This is a genomic window from Candidatus Nitrotoga arctica (assembly GCF_918378365.1).
GTDB classification, from domain to species: domain Bacteria; phylum Pseudomonadota; class Gammaproteobacteria; order Burkholderiales; family Gallionellaceae; genus Nitrotoga; species Nitrotoga arctica.
In genome coordinates this window covers 138171-163342 of sequence record NZ_OU912926.1, presented here as the reverse complement: position 1 = coordinate 163342, position 25172 = coordinate 138171, and the positions used below count along the sequence as shown (strand labels likewise).

The window sequence follows — 25172 nt, the reverse complement described above, 5'->3', positions numbered from 1 at the left end:
TGATCGCTGCTCCATCGCGAACATAATGGAAGTGATTATTCTGAACCATTGCGAGCGGGTGGGCCTCGTGCTTGCCCCCGTTCCTTCCGACAAGGTCAAGAGACAATGAGAGTGATTGATGCAATGCTATTCCGAGCGGTTGCCATGCCCAATACTCCGTACAAAAATTGGCGTACTGCGGCACAGGAGGTACGGGAGTGAGTAATGTAATCAAGAGCAAGGTTCGCCAGCTTTATCATTTTCTGAAAGAGGCAAATCAACTCCGGTTCAGACCAGTAAGGGTTCTCGGCGAGCAACCAAAGGTCGTGAGGCTAGCGGATATGCCGAGCCACCCTTCCATGCAGGTCTTTCGACCTGTGCGAGTGGAGAATACGCCAGAAATCCCAGATACATTGCTTCGCATTAAGCGGCCCACAACCACACGTTGCCCCGCTCCGCCACAAACGATTACCTCATGGTTGCTACCTAATTGGGACGATCCGTCGAAAGCGGTGGCCTATGCTGAGAGCCTGAACGCCACCGACGATGATGATAAGACAATCACCATTTTGTTCGATGATGATGAGCAACGTGTTTCGGACTACGCTGACTGGATCGAACTACGGAATGCATGGGTTGCTCCAGAGCTAGCGGCTCGCAAGGCAATGCGATTTTTCGAGGTCTTCTACGACATTTACTCGACTATTGAAAAAGATGGCGAGCAACTTGAGCTGCTGGTGGCTGATGGGCATTTCTCTTGGCAGACAACTTCTGGGGTTGATGGTCTGATCGTCATTGATCATCCCGTTTTACTGAAGCGTATTGAGCTTCGGTTCGATCCTAATGTTCCTGAATTCACGATCCATGAGACTGATCGTGAAGCCGAGTTGTATGGCAGCCTGTTTGTTGACCTCCAGGACATTGCGCCAGCCACACTCCAGAACCGCAAGAGCGATCTGGAAAGTTCTGGGTACCACCCATTGGGTTGGGAGGATACTGAGGCCTTTCTGAAGGCGTTTATTCAGACAGTCTCGCCCCTCAATGGCGAGTTTTTGAATAAGCCCTCTACGGAGGCTGCCTCGACAACGCCTCGGTTATGGCGTGATCCAGTTCTCCTGCTACGGAAGCGGGTAGCTGGCATTGCGAACGCCGTCGATGCGATCATCGACGACATCGACCACCGGAGTATGTTTCCGTCATCGCTCGCACAAATAACCGGGACGATGGATTCGTGGGAAGGCTCTGGACTGAGCGAAGGGTTGGGTGGCTCTGGAAGTGGTACTGAACAAGCAGCGGTAATCCCGCCTGTTGTTTTTAACGATGACGATATTCTGCTGGCCAAGGAAGCTAATGATGCGCAACTTCAGATCATTCGGCGCTTGAATCACAGTGGCTCGGTGCTCGTTCAAGGTCCCCCAGGAACAGGCAAAACCCACACCATCGGCAATCTGATAGGCCACCTATTGGCACAGGGCAAATCGATTCTGGTTACTGCCCAGACCGCAAAAGCACTTAGGGTGTTGCTAGGTGAAGTTCCAAAAGAGCTCCAGCCATTGTGCGTATCGGTACTGGGTAGCGACAACGATGCGAGGGGCAACTGGGGTCCTCAATCAGCTCTATCACCAAGCGGCTGACCAGCGATACCAGCGACACCTTGCTGCATACGGCCACTCAGCTTGAAGATGAACGGAAGAAACTGCTTCGTCAATCCAAAAAACTAAACCATAAGCTCCGAGAGGCGCTTGAGAACGAATATCGTGAGATTGTTGTCGGCGACCGGCATTTCTCGCCATCCGATGCGGCTCGATTCGTTACAAACCATCGTGATGTGCACGGATGGATCCCCGCTCCAATCAAACTGGGAGCCAGTCCAAGCCTCACCGAGCAAGAGCTAGTGCGGCTCTATGCCCTTGGTACATCGCATTCGGCAGAAGAAGAACAGGATGCGAGACACCCCTTGCCAGAAATGGCCGAGTTGCCTTCCGAGCGACAGTTTCAGGTCATGGTTTCGGAGTATCAACATCTACTGACCTGTGATCTAACGGTAGGTTCAGATAAATGGCAATCTGGCGGCAACGGCAGCGACGCCGTGGAAACGCTCGCCAATAAACTTGAGGCTGAGTTCGCTGGCGACATAAAGCGTCAATCATGGCGGCCCTACGCCATTGTCGCTGGTATTCATGGTGGCACTGAAATGGAAGTATGGGAACGACTAATCACCAACATCGAGAAAGCGTCAGAAGCCAATTCAAAACATGCGTTGGTGCTCCATCATCGGCCACGGCTCTCAGAGACCTTGCCGATCCACAAGCAACGACAAATCGTGGTGGAAATTTGCAAGCATATCGACACTGGCGGAAAACTTGGATTCCTACAGCTTGCCACTCGATCCGAGTGGCGTCAGTTTATCAATACGGTTTCAGTCACTGCAGGCCAGCCAAATCACCGCACCCACTTCGAGGCGATTGGATACCTCGCCGAGTTGGAATCCATGCGCCTTGAACTTGAAGACCTGTGGAACACACTGATCGGTCAGCACATCAGCTCCCTATTCAAGGCGATGAGTGCAGCACCAGAACTCGCTTGTCGTGCTTTGATTCCTGAGATTCGCCGTTGCCTTGCTTGGCATTCGACGGTATGGGAACCACTCGGGATCAAGCTCAAGGCAGAGGGGTTGAGGCTAGACGATCTGCTTGCCTCTCTCCCACGTGAAGCAAGTCAGGTCTCCGAGTATCTGCTGATCGAACGCCTTGCATCATCTGTGATTCCGCCCCTGTTGGTCGCCGAAGCGGGTCGGCGGAAAATCAAGGAGTGCGAAGCCGGGTTTGATCGGCTCGCTGATCTATCAGCTCAAGTTGATCCAACTTCTCCAGACAGGGGTTGCATTGGCCGTATTATCGCCGCAGTCCGTTCACGAAATGCAGAAGGCTATTCGGCTGCGCTGGAATACGCTATAGACCCGGCACGATTTATAAATGAATTTTTATTGGTTTTCGATGTCTATGGAGTATGGAAAAAGAAGATGCCCGCAAGCAGTCGCGAGAAGTACTGCATGAACGACGCAAGCAAGTCATACGTATGCACCGCAAAGGCATGGCGGTGATGGAGATCGTGGTGCAAACGGGACTGAGCTGGACGGCAGTCAATACGGCGCTGCGGTTGTATAAGGCTGAAGGTTCGGGGGCACTCAAGCCCGGCGTTCGGGGTAAAAAACCTGGCAGTGGACGTCGCTTGACGATTAGCCAAGAGCTGGCGATTCAACAAACCATCTGCGACAGACGCCCCGAACAACTCAAGATGGATTTTGCGCTATGGAGCAGGCCCGCTGTGCGCCAGCACATTGAGCTGGCGCACAGTATCAAGCTGTCTATTCGGGCAGTAGGCAACTACTTGGCACGTTGGGGTTTTACACCACAAAAACCCATTAAAAAAGCATACGAGCAGCGGCCTGAAGCCGTCCAGGCTTGGCTTGATGAACAATATCCGGCCATTGAAGCCAGAGCAAAAACAGAAGGTGCGGAAATTCACTGGGGCGACGAGACGGCGCTAGTCAACACGGATGTCAGAGGCAGGAGCTATGCGCCGGTGGGCAAGACACCTGTGACGTTCGCAGTAGGCGGCACGCGCCACAAGCTATCGATGATTGCGACGGTAACCAATCAGGGTAAAACGCGCTGGATGATTATTGATGAGGCATTTAACTCCGACAAGCTCATTGAATTTCTGGAGGCGCTCATCAAGGATACAGACCGCAAGGTGTTTCTGATACTGGACAACTTGAGAGTTCATCACAGCAAACCTGTAAAGGCTTGGGCTGCCGAGAACGCACAGAAAATCGAGTTGTTCTACTTGCCCAGCTACAGCCCTGAACTCAACCCCGAAGAAAGACTGAATGCGGATCTCAAACACGTCATCACTTCAAAGGTGCCAGTGCGCACCAAGGCAAAACTCAGAGCTGCTGCGACTGATCACATGATCATGCTTGAGCAAAACCCCGAACGCGTGCGCCGTTATTTCCGCGACCCAAAAGTCGCCTACGCGGCTTCATGAATAATTCGTGCCGGATCAATAGGCGGCTTCATACCGTGAAACCGCTGGTTGTGGAGCGTGATGCGTTGGCCGAAAAGCTACTATTGGTTGCTCCAGGTTGGGCAGAGCACATCATTCATCGAGTATCACCGCATCATCAAGGGCAGGTGCCCGGAGATTTTGTTTCGGCTTGGGTTTGGCGTCAGTTACACGACACACTCGCCGAACGAGACAAGCTCGACGCACAGGAGCTGCAACGAGAGATCGAGAAAATTCGTGACATACTACGTCAGATAACCCTGCGTCTTATTGACGCCAAGGCATGGGGAAAGCAACTTGAGCGGCTTCAAGGTAATCACACGATTCGGCAAGCATTGGTGGGTTGGAGCGACACGATGAGGCTCCTCCGCTCAGTTAGACAGATTGATAGGCGTCAAACACTTCAGTCCGAAGCACGTCAGTTGATGAAGAAGTGTGTGGATGCCGTGCCAGTCTGGATTATGCCGATTTCGATCATGGCAGAAAGCTTCGATCCACGGACAACACGATTCGATGTGGTCATCATCGACGAGGCGAGTCAGGCCGATCTCAATGCGCTGATTCCGCTCTACATGGGCAAGCAAGTGATCATCGTCGGAGACCATGAGCAGGTGACCCCGCTGGGCGTGGGCAAGGGCCAGGCCATTTTGAACAACCTCATAAAATCGATGCTTAAGGACATTCCGCTCGCGCACCTGTTCGATAACATGTCCTCAATCTATGACATCGGACGCCAGTCGTTCGGCGAAGGGGTACGACTGGTCGAGCATTTTCGTTGTGTCCCAGAGATCATAGCTTTCAGCAACAAGCTTTCCTATGACGGTGAGATTCTTCCTTTGCGGGAATCCAACTCGACTAACATCAAGCCAGCATGTGTGGCCTGCCGCGTGGATGGTGGCATACGGGAAGGCGATACCAACAAGGCCGAAGCGGAACGGATCATTGCTACGATCAAGGCGATGATTCGGCACCCCATGTACGCGGGCAAGTCCATCGGGATCATCTCCATGCTGGGTAACGACCAAGCGGTGCTCATACAGTCCATGCTGCATAAAGAAGTTGAAGGCATAGAAATCGAAAAACGCCGTATTCAGGCCGGTATCTCTGGCGAGTTTCAAGGCGACGAGCGTGACATTATCTTTCTATCCATGGTTGATAGTTCGTCTGTTGTAGGAACGTTGCGGACCGTGGGTGTAGGCGCATTTGAGCAAACCAAAAAGCGGTACAACGTGGCGGTGAGCCGAGCAAAAGATCAGCTATGGGTCGTACACTCCTTCGATCCTGCACTACACCTCAATATCGATGATCTTAGATTCAAACTACTCCAGCACGTCAAAGATCCACTGGCCTCGCTTCGCGCTTTTAATCAGGAAGAAGGGAACACCGAATCACCGTTTGAGCGAGAAGTGCTAAAGCGCCTGACCGACGCTGGATTTAAGGTCAAGACACAATGGCAGGTTGGCTATTTCAGGATCGATATAGTTGTTGAAGGTGGCGGCAAGCGCCTTGCTGTGGAATGTGATGGCGACCGTTATCACCCGATGGAACAACTAGCCAAGGATATGGATCGCCAAACCATTCTTGAGAGGCTGGGCTGGCAGTTCGTTCGCATCCGAGGATGCGCCTTCTACCGTGACAAAGAACTGTCTATGAGGCCGGTGTTTACACGTCTGGCAGAGCTAGAGATACCGCCAGAGGCAAATGCGGATGAACAGCCCGTGTCCGACATGACGCTCGTACATGAACTGGACGCCATGATTAAACAAGGGGTTAATGTCGAAGAAGTGCAGGAACAGGAAGCCCTAGTATCTGACGCACCCGACTTAATAGCTGGTAGCGGCAACCAAAGTGAATTTGGTGGCTTTGCTGCCAATCCCGATCCCGATGACTTCGATCATGGACAAATCGAGTTACTTCTTGGTAGTTTGGGTGGAATGGCACCACTGGATGATTTCTTGCGCGAGTTCGCCAAGGCCAAAGGGTTCCAGCGTCTCGGCAGCAATGTGCGAAAAGGACTTGAATCCGAGTTGGAGAGGCTCAGTCGTACCGGCAAGTTCACTATCGAGAGTGGCGTGATCCGACTAATCTAATTTTCCTACCGTAAGGAGCGAAGTGGGGATTGCTCAGCGGCACCCACATCAACAGCACTTCACGTTTTATAACGCTCCATAAAAAGCCCTACTCGTTTCCAAACAGGGCTTCATGGAATTGAAATATTTTTACTAGCGAGTTGTTCGCGCGGAGGGTGATTGGGGTGGGTTTTCAAGTAATAAGTAAAGAGTCTATGGTCCTGAATAGGAAAATGGTAAGCAACGAATTACCTACGAAATCACCCTTCGACACTGAGATCGCAGTCCTCAAGATGGAGCTCGCAAAAACCCGGTCACTCAAACAAAGCATGACGCACAACTTGTTCACCGGAAAAGTTCGTTTGGCATGAAGCCATTGCGTATTTTTATCAGCGGCGTGCAGAAAGCGTTTTCCACAGAGCGTATCGCGCTGCATGGTTGGCTGCGCACGCAATCGCTTGGTCATCGCATGGACAACAGAAATTATTGTTCCTTATATTGCACCTGATAGCCCGCTCGCCGCATCGCTTTTCGAGGTAAATCTATGAGCAAAAATACCGACATTCCAGCAGCACTGATTGAACCTCCCAATGGTTACGGCGACTGGCTGGCCGACCTGAAGACCCGTATCCACACTGCCCAGCAGCGTGCGTCGCTGGTGATGAACCGCGAGCTGGTACTGCTTTACTGGCAGATCGGGGGCGACATTTTGGAGCGGCAGGCCAAACAGGGCTGGGGTGCCAAAGTGATCGAGCGGCTGGCGCATGATCTGCGCACGGCATTTCCCGACATGAAGGGGTTTTTCCCGCGTAATCTCAAATACATGCGTGCGTTTGCCGAGGCATGGCCGGATAGTGAATTTGTGCAAGGGGTGCTTGCACAATTGCCTTGGTATCATCAGTTGGCTCTGCTAGATAAGTTGCGCTCAGGGGATGAGCGTCGTTGGTATGCAGCAAAGGCCATTGAGCACAAATGGTCACGTAATGTTTAAGTGATTCAGATTGAAATGCGCTTGCGTGAGCGCACCGGCAATGCGGTCTCCAATTTCGCGATGCAATTACCTCGTCCGCACTCCGATCTGGCGCGTGAGTCGCTGAAAGATCCCTACCGGCTGGATTTCCTCGGTCTGGGCGAGGATGCCGAAGAGCGCGCCATTGAATCTGCCATCGTCCAGCACATTACCCAGTTTCTGATTGAGCTGGGTGCCGGGTTCGCTTACGTCGGGAGGCAGGTGCATATCGAAGTAGGCGGTGACGATTTCTTCATCGACTTGCTGTTTTATCACCTCAAGCTGCGATGCTATGTCGTGGTGGAACTCAAGGCGGGGGACTTCAAACCCGAACACACCGGGCAACTGAATTTTTATCTGAGCGCGGTAGATTCCCAGATGAAGGCCGAACAGGATAATCCCACCATCGGCCTGCTGCTGTGCAAGAGCCAGAACCGCGTGGTTGCCGAATATGCGCTGCGAGATTCGAATAAACCGATAGGCGGAGCCGAATATCAGCTCGTAGAAGCGTTGCCTGCCGAATTGCAAACCAGCCTGCCGAGCATCGAGCAGATCGAGCGAGAATTGGGCAGTGGAGAGGACGCATGAGCAAGATACCTGATGAAACCATTGTTGCCTGGGACATCGATCTGGGCACGACCAATTCGACGCGCCCGCAGGCGCAACATCCCCCACACGACCCGGAGGGCGTGTCGCTGCGTCAGCCTATTCCAGTCGAAGAATTCACCGGCACATTATTACCCTCAGTCGTGGCGACCTATCAGGGCGCGCGAGTTTGTCGGACAGAGGGTGCCAAGGATTGGCGGTATTGATGGCCGACACATCCAAGGGCATCAATCACAATGTGAATTTGTTCCATGATTGCAAGAACGAGTAGGCACTAAGCGCCTATTCCAATGCACCAGAAGGTTATCGCAGCCCGACCGACATCGCGGTGCGCATACTGGGCTATTTGCGGCGCGAGGAAATTGGTGAGGCTGATCAAGGTAATATGGTCGTCACCGTTTCGGCTTTTTTTCAGACCGCCCAGCTACGATCAGGCTTTATTGGACTGCATCGGATCTTATATCGCCCTAACTGCGATAACTGGCATTGATCTTGACATAGTCATAAGAGAAATCGCAAGTCCATACTGTGGCAACTGACGTGCCGCGATCTAGCGTGACCCGAATGGTAATGTCGCTTTGTTGCATGATGCGCTGACCATCTTCCTCAATATAGCTGGCGGCGCGTCCACCATGTTCAGCTACTAACACATCGTCAAGATATAGCTTGAGACGATGCACGTCGAGATCCTGCACATCGGCATAACCAATAGCAGCGAGGATGCGCCCAAGATTGGGATCAGAAGCGAAAAATGCAGTCTTGACCAAGGGGGAGCGTGCCACGGCATAGGCGATTTTCTTGCACTCCGCCACGCTCTTGCCCCCTTCAATTTGGACAGTGATAAATTTGGTCGCACCCTCACCATCACGCACGATGGCTTGCGCCAGCAATATGGCAACATCCGTAACTGCCGCCTGCAATTGCGCGAATGCCGTACTTTTCACATCAATTATTGCTTGCGCACTGCTCATGCCGGTGGCGATCACCATCAGTGCGTCATTAGTAGATGTATCGCCATCCACGGTGATGCAGTTGAACGAAGCATCACTGGCGTGAGCCGCCAACTGTTGCAACAGCGGCTGCGCCACCGCCGCATCGGTGGCAATATAGCCGAGCATCGTAGCCATGTTGGGATGGATCATGCCGGAACCTTTAGCGATGCCGGTAATAGTGATAGTTACACCATCGAGTGTGATTTGTTTGGACACCGCTTTAGCAACGATGTCAGTGGTCATGATGGCCTGCGCGGCATTAAGCCAATTATCCTCGCGTAGTTCGGCAACGCAGGTTGGCAGTCCTGAGACCAGCCGTGATAGCGGCAACGCCTCCATGATTACACCAGTAGAGAACGGCAGCACCTGCTCTGCCTCGCAGTCCAGCAGATTGGCTACTTCGGCACAGGTGGCACGAGCCGCAGCCAACCCCTGTTCACCGGTACCAGCATTAGCGTTTCCCGTGTTAACCACAAGTGCGCGCACGCTTTTGTTCGCAACCAGATGTTCGCGTGCCACAATAACCGGCGCGGCACAGAAACGATTTTGCGTGAATACTCCAGCCACCGTGGCTTGCGCAGTCAGGTGCATGAGTAACAAATCCTTACGCCCGGACTTCTTGATGTTCGCTTCCGCCGTGCCCAGTAGCACACCTTTAACAGGCAACAGAGCACTTGAAACAGGAGATTGCAGATTAACTGGCATGCCTGTAGCCCATACGTTCCATAAATTCGTACGATGAGAGCATGGCATTATTTACCAAGTAAAAATATGAATGAGCAGTGTGGATATTCATATAATGAGCTGAACAATATATTGCATGAAAACATTTCCCAATTAAACCATTCGGTCGCTAGTAGCGACCACCTTGTTGATAAATGTAGTTGCTCATTTCTACGGATTGCATATTCATGCGCCTCACAATGCCGTGCACATGACGCACGACACCGCGCATTACGTAGTACACGATGGCGGGATTTGTGCTGAGAAAAGACTCTAGACGGGAACGGTCTAGCAATAACATCTTGCTGTTTGTCTTGGCTACCACAGTAGCACTGATCTGCGCGGCACTTCCACCAACAAACGTGATAATACCCGCCAAATCACCGGGCTGTAGCAGATGCAAGGTCGCTTTTTCTCCACCAAGAGTGGCGGTCGCCTCAACTTCACCTGTAGCAAGGATCATAAGTGTATTTCTGAGCGTGCTGTTACCAGGCTGAAGGAGATATTCACCCGCGTTGTATTCATGCACCGTAATAATATTTGCCAATTCTTCAATCTCGGCATCTCGCAACTCTTCAGTCAGCGTGGAGTTACGCAGGGTCTGCAAAATCAGGTCATCCATCGTCATCGTGATCTCCCACCAATAATAACTACATCAATTTAATTTGCCGTGGCACTGCTTGTATTTTTTGCCAGAACCACAGGGGCATGGATCATTGCGTCCGGCTTTTTTGTCAATGCGTACAAATGGTTTGTGTTCTGCATCACCGTCCTCCGTAGCCAAGGCCTCTTCGTAATCAGCATGATGGTACTGCACATTTTCCGGGGCGTGAGGTGCTTCTACCGCTTCAATATCCTGTTCGTTGCGGATACGAACGTTTATCAGTGTCCGCGTGACATCACGCTTGATTGAGTCAAGCATGCTGGAAAACAATTCAAATGCTTCACGCTTATACTCTTGCTTAGGATTTTTTTGTGCATAACCACGCAGGTGGATGCCCTGACGCAGATGATCTAACGCTGCCAAGTGCTCACGCCAGTGGGTATCCACGCTTTGCAACATAATGATGCGCTCATATCCATGCATCATTTCCGCATCAACTTGCTCCACCTTGGCCTGATACTGCTGCTGAGCAGCCTGCACTACATGGTCACGCAAGCCAGTTTCATCGAGCTGCTTATTTTGTTCCAGCCATTGCGTAAGCGGTAGGATCAATTGAAATTCGGCAGCCAATACCTTCTCCAGCCCCGGGACATCCCACTGCTCTTCCATACTCTGCGGCACGATGTATTCACTAATGATGTCTTGCATTACCCCTTCGCGCATTGCATTGATCGTTTCGGAAATATCCACGCTCTCCAGCAGCTCATTGCGCTGCTGATAGATTACCTTACGTTGTTCATTTGCGACATCGTCGTATTCAAGAATCTGCTTGCGCATGTCAAAATTTCGCGCTTCGACCTTGCGTTGTGCATTTTCAATGGCACGGGTGACCCAAGAATGCTCAATCGCTTCACCTTCGGGCAGCTTGAAACGGTTCATGATGGCTGCGACACGGTCGGAGGCAAAAATCCGCAACAACGGATCTTCCAGCGATAAATAAAAACGGCTTGAACCGGGATCACCCTGACGACCCGCACGGCCACGCAATTGGTTATCCACACGACGCGATTCGTGGCGCTCGGTACCAATGATATGCAAACCACCGCTCTTCACAACCTGGTCATGTATCGGTTGCCATTCAGCACGCAACTGGGCGATACGCTGATTACGTGTGGCATGATCCAAGCTCTCATCCATGCGCATCAGTTCGATTGGCTTTTCCACGTTGCCGCCCAACACAATGTCAGTGCCACGCCCGGCCATGTTGGTAGCGATCGTAATCATCTTTGGGCTTCCCGCTTGCGCTATGATTTCAGCTTCGCGCGCGTGTTGCTTGGCGTTTAAAACTTGGTGGGGTAACTTCTCTTTTTCCAGTAATTGCGACAATAGTTCCGATGTTTCAATCGAGGTAGTGCCAACCAACACAGGTTGGTTACGCTTGTAGCAATCCTGAATATCCAAAATTGCTGCTCGATATTTCTCACTCGTCGTAAGATAAACTTTGTCCATCATATCCTTACGGATAGTGGGAAGGTGCGGCGGAATAATAACGGTTTCCAGACTGTAAATCTGCTGAAACTCAAACGCTTCGGTATCTGCCGTACCGGTCATGCCGGCCAGTTTGCCATATAGACGGAAGTAATTCTGGAAGGTAATGGAGGCTAGTGTTTGATTCTCCTTCTGGATAGCTACCCCTTCCTTGGCCTCTACCGCTTGGTGCAGGCCTTCGGACCAACGCCTTCCTGACATCATGCGACCAGTAAATTCATCTACAATAATCACTTCGCCGTCCTGCACTACATAATTCTGGTCGCGAAGATACAGCGCGTGCGCGCGCAACGCAGCATACAGATGATGAATCAGCATGATATTGGCTGGGTCATACAAGCTGCCCCCAATAGGCAAGAGTCCTGCTTGACTCAGTAATTCTTCAGCATGTTCATGCCCGCTTTCCGTCAACAAAATCTGACGGTTTTTCTCATCAACGCTGTAATCGCCGGGGCCATCTTCCTCTTGCTGACGCACAAGCTGCGGCACCAGTTTGTTCATGCGGACATAGACGTCCACATTGTCTTCAGCCTGGCCAGAAATGATCAGCGGGGTGCGCGCCTCATCGATCAGAATGGAATCCACCTCATCCACGATGGCATAATTCAGCTTGCGCTGGAAGCGCTCACCCGCATGGGTAGCCATATTGTCGCGCAAATAATCGAAGCCAAATTCGTTGTTGGTGCCGTAGGTTATATCTGCATTGTAAGCAGCCAGCTTGTCGGCATGGTCCATCTGCGAAAGAATTACCCCCACTGACAATCCAAGGAAGCGATACAGCCGACCCATCCATTCAGCATCACGTGCCGCCAGATAGTCGTTGACCGTCACCACATGCACGCCTTGACCTGAAAGCGCATTGAGATATGCGGGCAGAGTCGCCATCAAAGTTTTGCCCTCGCCGGTGCGCATTTCCGCAATTTTACCGTGGTGCAGTGCCATGCCGCCGATCAGCTGCTCGTCAAAGTGGCGCATTTGCAGTACGCGCTGCCCCGCTTCACGCACCACGGCGAATGCCTCGGGTAACAATATATTCAGTGCTTCGCCTTGGTCAAGGCGCAGCTTGAAAGCGTCAGTTTTAAGACGCAATGCCTCATCTGAAAGCTTTCCCACCTCGGCCTCAAGAGCATTAATCGTCTCCACTGTCTGGCGATATTGTTTGAGGAGGCGATCGTTACGACTGCCAAAAACACTTTTTAATAAAGTAGAAATCATTTTTTAATTTTTCTAGGTTTCAATTCTGAGATTTTAATTTTGGGTTTTAATGCTGAATTTAAATGTCTAAGCTTTAATTCATTGTCAGTTACACCAAGCAAAAAGGGTGAAGTGCCACCTCACCCTTGTACAAAACCCAATGTTTATCGATTCTCAACGTTTCAAAAAAATGCTTGTATGCGACACTTTTGAATATCTCACTTCTACAATCATGGGAAAACCAAGCAAAGCAGTGCTAATCTGTTCACCTCAACAACTTCCACTAGTATGACCGGCACAACAGATACCAGCAGACTTACAACCTGCGCAGACTTGAAGATTATCTATTGCCATGATCAACCTTTATTATATTATCATAATGCTCTTGGTAATCTGAATACCCTCCAAATATCTCGGGCCTATACCACCATTAAAAATGTTTCTCAGCATTAAAACTCCATTCACTGGAAGTAGAGCAGTTTTTTATTGACCATAATCCATCCCTAACAGTGAAAAATCCCGTCAACATAAACTCTAAAAACAACACGAATTCCTGATGGCGCATTGTTACCGCGCAGATGCTACGAACTTTTACAAGCCATGAAAATCAGAATAATATTCGTGATTCCATTTCTGAATTAACCTGATATTGTGTCAAATCGATTAAGTTCATATTTCAATGCCAGCCAAGAGTTGCGCCAACTATCACATAAGGTAGACGAACTTCTCGCATTGCAGCGGCATTATGAAGAGATCGCACCATCCTCCCTGGTACGCACTAGCCATGTAATGCAAATTGACCAGCAAACTCTCGTTATTGCCGCAGATAATGGCACGGTGGCAGCAAAATTACGTCAACTTGCCCCAGGATTTACCCAGTTATTCCAAAACGGGGGCTACGAGATTACTGGAATTCAGATTAGGGTGCAAGTTGCCTTACCGATCAACACACGCCCCCCTCGCTCCACCTCGCTCAGCACCATAGGACGTCAGCAGCTGGTTGACTTCACCGTAAAATTGCAAGATTCACCTCTGAAAATCGCATTGCTACGCTTGGCAAAAAGCAAGGAGTAATGGTAAGCAAACTCAGCTCGGATAGAAAGCAATTGTTGGGATTTATTTTTACCCAAAAGCCCAACACAGGCTCAAATCGAAAAGCTATGGCACAATACGAAAGTGTGAGCAGATAGATTTCAGAACGACGATATCGAAAGCAATCGATATTCACACCGCCTGAATTCTTAACTTTCAACGGCAGTATCTATAGATACATGACTATCACATTATCCAGCTTACCCAATGAGTACGCGCAATATATCCATATTGCTACAATAATGAAGATCATACCTCTATTAATGACCTGCTGGGTTTATCCTCATTGCTCCTGATCCGGCGATTGATCGCCAGTCATAGAGGAGCTGATAGCATGACGGTTGCTTCCCCATAAAACGGGGAGATTCCTGTTTACCTTTTAATTTCTGCTCATGAGCGGTTTTTTTGGAGTTAAGGTGGGATGAGTCGCATATTAATTGTAATTGTTATCTTCATAGTTATCTATTTGCTGCTCAAGTACTATCGCAAGCAGATGCCAAAAAAAGATGTACTGGGTGAAGATACATCAAAGCACAGAGAAAATATGGTGCGTTGTGCGCACTGCGGTGTGCATCTGCCTAAAGGTGAGAGCATTATGGTCGATCACAAACATTATTGCAGTGAGGTGCATCGCCATGCACACACTGACGAACCTGAATAATCTCTAATACCAGATGAGTTTTGATGTGGGATAACCTACCCCTCTCCACGTGGCATCCATTGCGCCTAAGATCTTATTCTGCGCCAGCACCGGACGCCATGTGGCGCTCAATTTACTTCTTCAATCTGTACCGGCTGACCCTGAGCGGACTATTTGTATTTCTGGTGAGCATTTTTGGTGATGCCCTGTCGTTAGGTTCAAGCGCTCCATCGCTGTTCTTTCGCACCAGTCTCGTATACATCGTAATGACCTTGATCTCGCTTCTAACCATCAAGTTACGTCGGCCACGATTTGACTTGCAATTGGCATTTCAGGTGGGAACAGATATTGTTTGCATAACAGTTTTGTCGCACGCCAGCGGGGGCATACAAAGCGGTTTAGGCGTGTTGCTACTAGTATCACTGACCGCTACAGGATTGATCAGCCGTGGCAAGATTACTCTGTTTTTCGCGGCACTTGCCAGCATTGCAGTGTTATTGCAGCATTCTTATGCAGTGCTTACCCAAGATGCGGCGGTAGCCCAATATATGCAGGCCGGATTATTGAGCACCGCTTATTTTGCCGTTGCCTGGCTGGCACATACCATGGCCAAGTATGCCATTGCCAGCGAAAATTTGGCCGCTCTGCGCGGTGTAGATCTGGCCAACATGGCGGAAACTAACAGACTGGTGATTCAGGATATGCCAGACGGCGTGCTGGTGGTGAATGAAAGCGGAATGGTCAAGCAGTACAATCCTGGTGTGGAGCGTTTGCTTGGGTACACGTTTTCAAATACTGACAATGCCACGCTGGAAAGTTGTGCGCCTCTACTGGCAGATCGATTCGCCGTTTGGCGGCTGCACCAGGGGCGTGGACATGAAGTATTACGTTTACCTATAACCAATCATCAGGTGCGTGTGCGTTTCCTGCCAGTAGAGCGCGAGGGATTTTGGGGCGCGATAATTTTTCTTGAGGATATGCAACGCGTTCAGGCGCAGGCTCAGCAGATCAAACTCGCAGCACTGGGACGATTGACCGCCAACATTGCCCATGAGGTGCGCAACCCACTGTCGGCTATTAGCTACGCAACTGAACTACTACAAGAAGAGAAGCACGATCCGGGGCAGACTCGTTTGTTTCAGATCATTATGGACAATGCCGCAAGGTTGAACCACATCGTGGAAGATGTCCTGCAGTTGAACCGGCGCGACAGGGTGCAAAGTGAAGATTATAATTTAACAGAAAAACTGCCCCTCTATATTGAAGGGTTGCGTCATACCCAAGGCGTGTCGCAGGAGATATTTTTAATTAAGATTACCTCAGCTTGCGTAATCAGGTTTGATCTTGGCCATCTCGATCAAGTATTGTGGAATTTATGCCGCAACGCTCTGCGTTATTGCAGCAAGCTGGCAGGCAGTGTGCAACTGTGTGCATGGTGCTCCAATGATGGGAGGACGATACTGGAAATTCTGAACGACGGGCCTCCAGTTGCCCCCGAGACCGTTCAACAATTATTTGAGCCTTTCTTTACCATGACGGCCGGTGGCACCGGTTTAGGCCTATATATTGCACGCGAACTATGCGAGGCTAACGGGGCAACGCTTGAATATAGGCAGCCAGCAAATGGCGGTGCCTGTTTCCGTATTGTGTTTGGAGATCAAAATGAACGTTGATAGACAGGCCAGCACTGCGCGCGTCTTGGTAGTGGATGACGAGCCGGATATATTGGAGTTGATCGAGTTGGCGCTGCTACGCATGGGATTGCAGGTTGACCGCGCTAGTAATGTGCAAGAAGCTTTGCAACAATTAAATACTAAAACATATCAGCTATGTCTGACAGATATGCGTCTGCCGGATGGAGAAGGACTGGAGGTGGTGCAATATATTATTGCTCGTAACATGCATGTGCCAGTCGCGGTGATTACCGCGCATGGCAACATGGAAAATGCGATTTTTGCACTTAAGGCGGGCGCTTTCGATTACCTCCCCAAGCCAGTTGCGTTGACTCAGTTGCGTGCCTTGGTCAATGCTGTGCTCAAACTGCCGCCACCGTCTGCCACCGTACGGAAAGGCGTGCGAACATTGCTGGGACTCTCCCCGGCCATGGAAAAGGTGCGCGACCTGATCGATCGGGTGGCACGTAGCCAGGCACCGGTACATATCAGTGGCGAATCAGGTAGTGGAAAAGAACTGGCTGCGCGACTGATCGTTGAAAAAAGTGCTCGGCGCGACCAACCCTTCATCACGGTAAACTGCGGTGCAATCCCGGAAACGCTCATGGAAAGCGAATTTTTTGGTTATCGCAAGGGTGCATTCACCGGTGCAGAAAAGGATCGCGAGGGTTTATTTCAAGCTGCCAATGGCGGCACTCTATTCCTAGACGAGGTGGCCGATCTGCCTCTCTCCATGCAAGTAAAGTTGTTGCGGGTAATCCAGGAAAAAAAAGTGCGTAAGGTGGGCGCTACGCAGGAAGAGCCGGTGGATGTGCGTATCATCAGCGCCACCCACAACGCGTTGGCAGAGCAAGTACAGCAGGGGAAATTCCGTCAGGATTTGTATTATCGTTTGAATGTGATTACCTTGCTTATGCCACCGTTGCGCGCAATGCGCGATGACATTACCGAGGTCGCCAACCATTTTTTAGCTCGTTTGTGTGGTGATGCGAAAGTCGAATTGGCATCGTCAGCTTTGAAGGCACTTCAACAATACGATTTTCCGGGTAATGTGCGCGAACTGGAAAATATAATCGAGCGCGCCCTTGCATTATGTTCGGACGGCATTATCGTGCCAGCCGATTTGCAGCTAACGCCCACTGATTTTTCTGGAATGACCGCCAAACCAAGTGTAGCTGGCAAATACCCGCTTACCGATTATCTGGATAGCGTCGAACGCGCAGCTATTCTAGAGGCATTACAGCAGACCAATTTCAACCGCACAGCTGCGGCCAAGGTGCTGGGAGTGACTTTTCGCGCCTTACGCTATCGCATGGACCGGTTGGGCATCACCGATAAGGATGAATAAGCAGTGAAAGTTGGCGCAAATGGATGGGTCAGCGGTATGCGCCGTCTTGCTTCGCCCAACTGTGATTTTCGTCCGTCTGGTACCACCATAGACTTATTGGTGATTCACAATATCAGCCTGCCACCGGGTGAGTTCGGTGGCCAGGCGATTGCACAGTTATTTACCAATACTCTTGATACGGATGCACATCCCTATTTTGCTCAACTCAAAGGGGTGAGAGTTTCTGCTCATTTTTTAATACAGCGCACGGGCGAGATTACTCAGTTCGTGCCTTGCAACAAGCGCGCCTGGCATGCCGGTGTATCTATGTGGCACGGACGCACGGCCTGTAATGATTTTTCCATAGGCGTAGAGTTAGAAGGCACAGACTTCCTGCCATTCAGCGATCAACAGTATGCTGGACTAATCCGGCTGACGCGAGTGCTCAAACGTGCCTATCCGATTCGTGAAATTGCAGGGCACTCAGACATTGCACCGGGACGGAAGACAGATCCTGGGCATGAATTTGACTGGCCGCGTTATCTTGCAAGGGAGTGATTGAAAGCGAGTAGCAATATGGAATACATAACTATATTCGCTCTGATTGAAACACGTTGTGCTGTTCTTGCTTTTTTATACTTGTTTGTTTAATTGCTTCCTACTACAATCGCTACTGTAAAATCGATTAAATACTATATATAGTAGTTTTGATACGGTCTAATCACTAAATAGAGCGATAATTATTATGTTAGGTTTGTCCTCCTCTCCAGTGTCGGCACACGTCATTTCCGACGACGCCACGACTTCTGCCAGCATTCCTTTTGACCAACACAAGGTGATCCGCCGCAATGGTTCCGTAGTTGCTTTTGAAGCAACTAAAATTTCCATTGCGTTGACCAAGGCATTTATCGCCGTAAACGGCGAAGCATCCGCGCGCGTGCGCGAACTGGTTAACCAATTAACCGAAACTGTAGTTAATGCGCTGTTGCGCCGCCACCCGTACGGCGGGACGCTGCATATCGAAGATATACAGGATCAAGTCGAACTGGCTCTGATGCGTTCCGGGGAACACGATGTAGCCCGCTCCTACGTGCTTTACCGCGAGGAACGCACGCGTGAACGGGCCAAGGAAAAAATCGCGCCTGCACATGTTCTTCAAGTCAACGACAAGGGTGTGCTTCGCCCGCTGGATGAGGCAAGACTTGCGGCACGGATCACGGCAGCTTGTGAAGGACTCGGCAACGCGGTAAGTGCAGACCCGATTCTAAAGCTGACACTACGTGATCTTTATGATGGCGTACCCGTTGAAGAGGTACGCAAGTGTGCCATCCTTGCCGCTCGTGCGATGATCGAACATGACCCGGCCTATAGCTTCGTTACCGCTCGCCTGCTGCTGAACAACATTTGCTGTGATGTTATTGGCGAAGACGCCGACATGGCAACGCGTTATGCTGAATATTTTCCCTCATTTATTAAGCGCGGCATTGAGGCCGAACTGCTTGACCGTGACATGGCGAATTTTGACCTGCCGCGATTGGCTAATGAACTAACTGCAAGCCGTGACTTGCAGTTTAGCTATCTTGGCCTGCAAACCCTATATGACCGTTACTTCCTGCACATAAATGAAAACCGCATCGAGCTGCCACAGGCATTTTTTATGCGCGTGGCTATGGGTCTGGCGCTCAGGGAGAGTGACCGCGATGCACGCGCTATCGAGTTCTATCATCTGCTGTCCAGCTTCGATTTCATGAGTTCAACGCCTACCCTGTTCAACTCCGGGGCGATCCGTTCGCAACTTTCTTCCTGCTACCTTACTACCGTTCCGGACGACCTGGCGGGTATCTTTGAAGCGGTAAAGGAAAACGCTCTTCTGGCCAAATACTCCGGCGGCCTTGGCAACGACTGGACACCCGTACGTTCTATGGGCGCGCACATCAAGGGCACCAACGGCAAATCACAAGGCGTGGTGCCGTTCCTGAAAGTCGCCAATGACACTGCCGTGGCAGTCAACCAAGGAGGCAAAAGAAAGGGCGCGGTATGCGCTTATCTGGAAACATGGCATCTGGATATCGAGGAATTTCTTGAGTTGCGCAAGAATACGGGCGACGACCGCCGTCGTACCCATGATATGAATACAGCTAACTGGATACCCGACCTGTTCATGAAACGCGTCATGGAAGACGGGGAATGGACACTGTTTTCGCCATCAACCTGCCCCGACCTGCACGACAAATTCGGCACGGAGTTCGAGCGTGCCTACATAGCTTATGAGGCCAAAGCAGCAAACGGCGAGATCACCCTATTCAAAAAAATTTCGGCAGCCAACATGTGGCGCAAAATGCTAACCATGCTGTTTGAAACCGGCCACCCGTGGATCACCTTCAAAGACCCATGCAACATACGCTCGCCACAACAACACGTCGGCGTAGTGCATAGCTCTAATTTATGCACTGAAATTACGCTGAATACTTCTGAATCCGAAATCGCGGTATGCAACCTTGGCTCGGTCAATCTCAAGGCGCATCTGAACGCATTCGGCCAGCTTGACCATGAAAAACTCAAGCGCACCATTACCACGGCCATGCGTATGTTGGACAACGTAATCGACATCAACTATTACGCCGTTGAAAAGGCGCGCAACTCCAATCTCCGACACCGCCCGGTTGGGTTGGGCATCATGGGGTTTCAGGACTGCCTGCATGAACTGCGGATACCCTATGCCTCGAAAAAAGCAGTCGAATTTGCCGACAGCTCCATGGAAGCAGTGTGCTATTACGCCTATTTGGCATCCACAGAACTGGCCGAAGAACGAGGCCGCTACGAGAGCTATAATGGCAGCCTGTGGGATCAGGGCATATTGCCGCAGGATACGCTGGAACTCCTGCGTCAGTCACGCGGCGGGCATGTGGAGGTAGATATGTCCGCCAGCATGGACTGGGGCAAACTGCGCGCGCGCATCAGGCAGTACGGCATGCGCAACTCAAACTGCGTGGCCATTGCGCCTACTGCGACTATATCAAACATCATTGGCGTATCGGCCTGCATCGAGCCTACTTACCAGAACTTGTTTGTAAAATCGAACCTATCCGGTGAGTTCACCGTCATCAACGAATATCTGGTGAATGACCTCAAGCGATTGGGACTGTGGGATGAGGTGATGATAGCCGACCTAAAATATTTTGATGGAAGCCTTGCCAAAATTGATCGCATCCCGGCCGAATTGCGCAGCCTGTATGCAACCGCATTCGAGATTGAGCCGCAATGGGTAATAGAAGCGGCAGCACGGCGCCAGAAATGGATTGACCAAGCACAATCACTGAACATCTACATGGCTGGCGTGTCGGGGCGCAAGCTCGATGAAACTTACAAGCTGGCGTGGCTGCGCGGCCTGAAGACTACATATTATCTACGCACAATGGGCGCGACTTCTACGGAGAAATCTACCTCGCGCGCTGGCGAACTGAATGCGGTGCAGATGTGCGCAATTGACAACCCGGAATGCGAGTCATGCCAATGAATGACTATACCATTGCGTCCAGCTCAGCTGGACGGATACGCGTGGAAGACAAGCGCATCATCAACTGCAATGCAGACGTTAATCAACTAGTGCCATTCAAGTATAAATGGGCTTGGGAGAAGTACATCTCCGCCTGCGCCAACCACTGGATGCCGCAAGAGGTCAATATGTCCGCCGATATTGCGCTGTGGAAGAACCCCAACGGGCTGACCGATGATGAACGCCTCATGGTTAAGCGCAATCTTGGATTCTTCACCACAGCAGACAGTCTCGCAGCTAACAACATCGTGCTCGGCACCTACCGCCACATCACCAACCCTGAATGCCGCCAGTACCTGCTGCGCCAGGCGTTCGAGGAGGCGATTCACACACATGCCTACCAATACATCGTTGAAAGCCTGGGTCTAGATGAGGGCGAAATTTTCAACATGTATCATGAGGTTTCCAGCATACGTGAAAAAGATGAATTTTTACTGCCCTTTATCGATACCCTGACCAATCCGAACTTCAAGACAGGTACACCAGAAACGGATCGCCAATTATTACGCAGTCTGATTGTGTTCGCCTGCATCATGGAAGGACTGTTCTTCTATGTCGGCTTCGTGCAAATTTTAGCGCTTGGTCGTCAGAATAAAATGACCGGTGCCGCCGAACAGTACCAGTACATCATGCGCGACGAATCCATGCACCTCAATTTCGGTGTGGATGTAATCAATCAGATCAAGCTGGAAAACCCTCACCTGTGGACACCTGAATTTCGTGAAGAAATTCGCGGCCTTATGCAGCAAGGCGTGGAGCTGGAATACCGTTATGCCGAGGACACCATGCCACGTGGCGTGCTTGGCATGAACGCATCCATGTTCAAAGAATATCTACGTTTTATCGCCAACCGCCGTTGTCAGCAAATCGGGCTGGATGTGCTATATCCAGGAGCTGGTAATCCGTTCCCGTGGATGGCGGAAATAATTGATCTCAAGAAGGAGAAAAACTTCTTCGAAACGCGCGTTACCGAATATCAGACAGGGGGCGCATTATCTTGGGATTAACAGACTTCGGTTACCACGCTGTATTCAGTGTGTACTGGGGAAGGTAGTAGTTGTTAGTGTTGTATTTCTTTGAACTTTGATTACCAAAGGAGGTTGAAATGGCAGCAGTACAGAAAGCTAAACCAGCGGCTAAAACAGCAGTGGCAGCCAAGAAACCAGCGGCTAAAACAGCAGTGGTAGCCAAGAAACCTGCGGCTAAAACAGCAGTGGTAGCCAAGAAACCTGCGGCTAAAACAGCAGTGGTAGCCAAGAAACCTGCGGCTAAAACAGCAGTGGTAGCCAAGAAACCTGCGGCTAAAACAGCAGTGGTAGCCAAGAAACCTGCGGCTAAAACAGCAGTGGTAGCCAAGAAACCTGCGGCTAAAACAGCAGTGGTAGCCAAGAAACCTGCGGCTAAAACAGCAGTGGCAGCCAAGAAACCTGCGGCTAAAACAGCAGTGGCAGCCAAGAAACCTGCGGCTAAAACAGCAGTGGCAGCCAAGAAACCTGCGGCTAAAACAGCAGTGGCAGCCAAGAAACCTGCGGCTAAAACAGCAGTGGCAGCCAAGAAGCCTGCGGCTAAAACAGCAGTGGCAGCCAAGAAACCTGCGGCTAAAACAGCAGTGGCAGCCAAGAAACCTGCGGCTAAAACAGCAGTGGCAGCCAAGAAACCTGCGGCTAAAACAGCAGTGGCAGCCAAGAAGCCTGCGGCTAAAACAGCAGTGGCAGCCAAGAAACCTGCGGCTAAAACAGCAGTGGCAGCCAAGAAGCCTGCGGCTAAAACAGCCATTCCTGAAAAAAAACCCTCTGTCCAAGTTAAGACAGCTCCGGCTCCTTCAGCTTCAACTCCGGCATCGGTGCGCCCGGCTGCGATTTGGCCTTTTCCTACACCAGGCATTAACAAGCCAAATTAATGTAGGTAGACATGTTAATGCAGCCCTAACTTATTGAACAGGGCTGATCATTCACAGTTTACGGGTTTGCCCCACTGGGCGCACGCAAGTCTGCATGCGCTTCTTTTCTTTGACACCGATGCAGAAAGCAAGAGCTGATAAGGTGGGAGGAAATGCAGCAAAACGACTGCTCTTTACGGTAAGCGAATGATAGCCGGCCATAAAATGGTTGAAACAATGTACCAGTATTTCTTAGGTCCATTATCAGCCGGCTCTCTCGCAGCACACTATTTATGCATACCCGCCTCAGAAACTGAGTGACAACTTGCGGTGCAATGCAAATCAGGTCGAAAAGAATTTAATAACACTGCAAACCTAGCGTACGCGCTATAAATATGACCAGTTCACAGCTTTATTTGCGGTTGCTCAACTATATCAAACCCTACTGGCGTATATTTGCACTTTCCATCCTTGGCATGGTGGTGGCTGCGGCTACTGAGCCGCTACTGCCGGTTTTGCTCAAAACCATGCTAGACGGCACATTCGTGCATAAAGATGAAACTATCATCCGATTGATCCCTCTGTTCATCTTGGCGATTTTTCTTGTTCGCGGGTTGGCTACTTTTGTTGCCACCTACACTATCACCTGGGTGGGAAGTAAGGTAGTGATGGACTTGCGTGATAAAATGTTCAGCAAGTTGCTTTCCCTGCCTGCGCGCTTTTATGATGACCATACGACTGGCAACCTGATCTCAAAATTGACCTTTGATGTAACCCAGGTAACAGCTGCCGCTACAACCGTAGTGACCATTGGTATCCGTGATTCCCTCATGATTGCGGGACTGCTGGGCTGGCTTTTTTACCTCAACTGGAAGCTCACTCTACTCAGCTTGATCATGGCGCCTGTCATTATCTTTATCATGAAAACCATCAGCGGCCGCTTGCGTGTAACCAGCCGCAATTCGCAACGCGCGATGGGAGACATCACCCAAGTGATTGAAGAGAGTGTGACCGCGCACAAGGTGGTTAAACTTTTCGGTGGACAGCAATATGAAAGCCAGCGCTTTAGCAGCCAGGCTAACTGGGTACGCCGTCACACCATGAAACAGGCCACCGCCGCCGCCGCCAACATACCCATCGTGCAGATGGTGGCAGCAGTGGCACTTGCAGCCATCGTTTATCTCGCTACCGAGCAATCGCGCAGCGATGAAACCACGGTGGGTGGCTTCCTTTCCTTTATTACAGCCATGTTGATGTTGACCCCGCCGCTAAAACGGCTCGCCAGCGTCAGTGAGCATTTGCAGCGCGGACTGGCGGCTTCAGAAAGCGTGTTTGAGTTGCTTGATACGCCAAGTGAAATAGATACCGGCAAGAAATTAATTACTCACGCCTCTGGCCGGCTAAAATTTGAACATGTAAACTTTTCTTATCAGAAAGACGAAAAATTGGCATTGCGTGACATTAACCTGGAAATTCCTGCAGGGCAGACAGTCGCGCTGGTTGGTGCCTCAGGCGGTGGCAAAAGCACTCTGGCCAACCTCGTGCCGCGCTTCTATTCCCCGAATAACGGACACATCACACTGGACAGTTATGACCTTGCGGAGCTTACGCTGGCCAGCCTGCGCGCTAATATCGCACTGGTAAGTCAAGATGTGGTGCTATTCAATGACACCGTTGCAGCCAACATTGCCTATGGCCAGATGCGCAAAGTACCGGAGACAGAAATCATTGCCGCCGCGCAGGCCGCCCATGCAATGGAATTTATTAGTGAAATGCCACAAGGTTTGCAAACACTGGTGGGTGAAAGGGGGGTACGCATGTCTGGCGGACAGCGCCAACGCATTGCCATTGCTCGCGCTATTCTCAAAAATGCACCTGTTCTTATTCTGGATGAAGCCACATCCGCATTGGATAGCGAATCTGAACGTCATGTACAAGCTGCGCTAGAAACCCTAATGCAGGGGCGTACCACGCTGATAATTGCTCATCGTTTGTCCACCATTGAAAAAGCCGACAGAATTGTTGTATTGCAAAAAGGCGAAATTGTTGAAATCGGCACTCACCAGGAATTGCTTGCCAAGGGGGATGTGTACGCACAGCTGCACCGTAGCCAATTCATGTGGAATGATATTACCCGCGACAATCCGGGATAATCAATACGTTCGGCGTATTCGCAAGCTAGAGCTAAGTGTTCATGATGTTGGCAACAAATT

19 protein-coding genes are annotated in these 25172 nt (G+C 50.6%); 16 read left to right on the top strand and 3 right to left on the bottom strand.

The features are described 5' to 3' along the window. Nucleotides 1–197: 197 nt before the first annotated feature. The 7 genes from MKZ32_RS00730 (at nucleotide 198) to MKZ32_RS00700 (ending at nucleotide 7937) form a co-directional block, all read left to right on the top strand. The gene (locus MKZ32_RS00730) at nucleotides 198–1613 is read left to right on the top strand and encodes an AAA domain-containing protein (protein WP_239795506.1); all 1416 of its coding nucleotides are present in this window, start codon (nucleotides 198–200) and stop codon (nucleotides 1611–1613) included. 20 nt (nucleotides 1614–1633) lie between these two features. Beyond that, nucleotides 1634–3082 (top strand): hypothetical protein, encoded by a 1449-nt coding sequence (locus MKZ32_RS00725; protein WP_239795505.1) that lies wholly within the window; start codon nucleotides 1634–1636, stop codon nucleotides 3080–3082. Beyond that, nucleotides 2989–4029: an IS630 family transposase gene (locus MKZ32_RS00720; RefSeq protein WP_239795504.1), complete on the top strand. Its 1041-nt coding sequence runs from the start codon at nucleotides 2989–2991 to the stop codon at nucleotides 4027–4029. The genes MKZ32_RS00725 and MKZ32_RS00720 overlap by 94 nt, the downstream gene beginning before the upstream one ends. Before the next feature lie 35 nt (nucleotides 4030–4064). Next, nucleotides 4065–6137, top strand: a complete 2073-nt coding sequence (locus MKZ32_RS00715) for an AAA domain-containing protein (protein ID WP_239795503.1) — start codon at nucleotides 4065–4067, stop codon at nucleotides 6135–6137. A 523-nt stretch (nucleotides 6138–6660) separates the two neighbouring features. Further along, nucleotides 6661–7107 carry a DUF1016 N-terminal domain-containing protein gene (locus MKZ32_RS00710; RefSeq protein ID WP_239795502.1) on the top strand — a complete coding sequence of 149 codons (447 nt, stop codon included), beginning with the start codon at nucleotides 6661–6663 and terminating at the stop codon, nucleotides 7105–7107. Beyond that, on the top strand, nucleotides 7108–7713 hold the full coding sequence (locus MKZ32_RS00705; protein ID WP_239795501.1) for a PDDEXK nuclease domain-containing protein: 606 nt from the start codon (nucleotides 7108–7110) through the stop codon (nucleotides 7711–7713). It abuts the gene before it with no gap. Then, on the top strand, nucleotides 7710–7937 hold the full coding sequence (locus tag MKZ32_RS00700) for a hypothetical protein (protein ID WP_239795500.1): 228 nt from the start codon (nucleotides 7710–7712) through the stop codon (nucleotides 7935–7937). The genes MKZ32_RS00705 and MKZ32_RS00700 overlap by 4 nt, the downstream gene beginning before the upstream one ends. 261 nt (nucleotides 7938–8198) lie before the next feature. Here MKZ32_RS00700 and argJ read toward each other — a convergent pair whose 3' ends face one another. The 3 genes from argJ to secA all read right to left on the bottom strand — a co-directional run bounded on the left by argJ (nucleotide 8199) and on the right by secA (nucleotide 12813). Further along, a complete protein-coding gene (argJ, locus tag MKZ32_RS00695) occupies nucleotides 8199–9428 on the bottom strand; it encodes a bifunctional glutamate N-acetyltransferase/amino-acid acetyltransferase ArgJ (RefSeq protein WP_239795499.1) in 1230 nt (409 codons plus the stop codon). Between the two features lie 148 nt (nucleotides 9429–9576). Next, the gene (locus tag MKZ32_RS00690; protein WP_239795498.1) at nucleotides 9577–10074 is read right to left on the bottom strand and encodes a Crp/Fnr family transcriptional regulator; all 498 of its coding nucleotides are present in this window, start codon (nucleotides 10072–10074) and stop codon (nucleotides 9577–9579) included. 27 nt (nucleotides 10075–10101) lie between these two features. After that, the gene (gene secA / locus MKZ32_RS00685; RefSeq protein ID WP_239795497.1) at nucleotides 10102–12813 is read right to left on the bottom strand and encodes a preprotein translocase subunit SecA; all 2712 of its coding nucleotides are present in this window, start codon (nucleotides 12811–12813) and stop codon (nucleotides 10102–10104) included. A gap of 630 nt (nucleotides 12814–13443) precedes the next feature. On the opposite strand from secA, the gene MKZ32_RS00680 reads away from it, so the two are divergent. The 9 genes from MKZ32_RS00680 (at nucleotide 13444) to msbA (ending at nucleotide 25112) form a co-directional block, all read left to right on the top strand. After that, nucleotides 13444–13866: a DciA family protein gene (locus MKZ32_RS00680; RefSeq protein ID WP_239795496.1), complete on the top strand. Its 423-nt coding sequence runs from the start codon at nucleotides 13444–13446 to the stop codon at nucleotides 13864–13866. Nucleotides 13867–14305: 439 nt separating this feature from the next. Then, on the top strand, nucleotides 14306–14545 hold the full coding sequence (locus MKZ32_RS00675; RefSeq protein WP_239795495.1) for a PP0621 family protein: 240 nt from the start codon (nucleotides 14306–14308) through the stop codon (nucleotides 14543–14545). Nucleotides 14546–14643: 98 nt separating this feature from the next. After that, nucleotides 14644–16197, top strand: a complete 1554-nt coding sequence (locus MKZ32_RS00670) for a sensor histidine kinase (RefSeq protein ID WP_239795494.1) — start codon at nucleotides 14644–14646, stop codon at nucleotides 16195–16197. Further along, the gene (locus tag MKZ32_RS00665; protein ID WP_239795493.1) at nucleotides 16187–17545 is read left to right on the top strand and encodes a sigma-54-dependent transcriptional regulator; all 1359 of its coding nucleotides are present in this window, start codon (nucleotides 16187–16189) and stop codon (nucleotides 17543–17545) included. The genes MKZ32_RS00670 and MKZ32_RS00665 overlap by 11 nt, the downstream gene beginning before the upstream one ends. A gap of 3 nt (nucleotides 17546–17548) precedes the next feature. Continuing rightward, a complete protein-coding gene (ampD, locus tag MKZ32_RS00660) occupies nucleotides 17549–18082 on the top strand; it encodes a 1,6-anhydro-N-acetylmuramyl-L-alanine amidase AmpD (protein WP_239795492.1) in 534 nt (177 codons plus the stop codon). A 187-nt stretch (nucleotides 18083–18269) separates the two neighbouring features. Continuing rightward, nucleotides 18270–21041 (top strand): ribonucleoside-diphosphate reductase subunit alpha, encoded by a 2772-nt coding sequence (locus tag MKZ32_RS00655; protein ID WP_239795491.1) that lies wholly within the window; start codon nucleotides 18270–18272, stop codon nucleotides 21039–21041. Then, nucleotides 21038–22087 carry a ribonucleotide-diphosphate reductase subunit beta gene (locus MKZ32_RS00650; protein WP_239795490.1) on the top strand — a complete coding sequence of 350 codons (1050 nt, stop codon included), beginning with the start codon at nucleotides 21038–21040 and terminating at the stop codon, nucleotides 22085–22087. The genes MKZ32_RS00655 and MKZ32_RS00650 overlap by 4 nt, the downstream gene beginning before the upstream one ends. Nucleotides 22088–22185: 98 nt before the next feature. Beyond that, nucleotides 22186–22980, top strand: coding sequence for a histone (locus tag MKZ32_RS00645; RefSeq protein ID WP_239795489.1), 795 nt, complete (start codon nucleotides 22186–22188; stop codon nucleotides 22978–22980). A 374-nt stretch (nucleotides 22981–23354) separates the two neighbouring features. Then, nucleotides 23355–25112, top strand: a complete 1758-nt coding sequence (gene msbA, locus MKZ32_RS00640; RefSeq protein WP_239795488.1) for a lipid A export permease/ATP-binding protein MsbA — start codon at nucleotides 23355–23357, stop codon at nucleotides 25110–25112. Nucleotides 25113–25172: the final 60 nt, after the last annotated feature.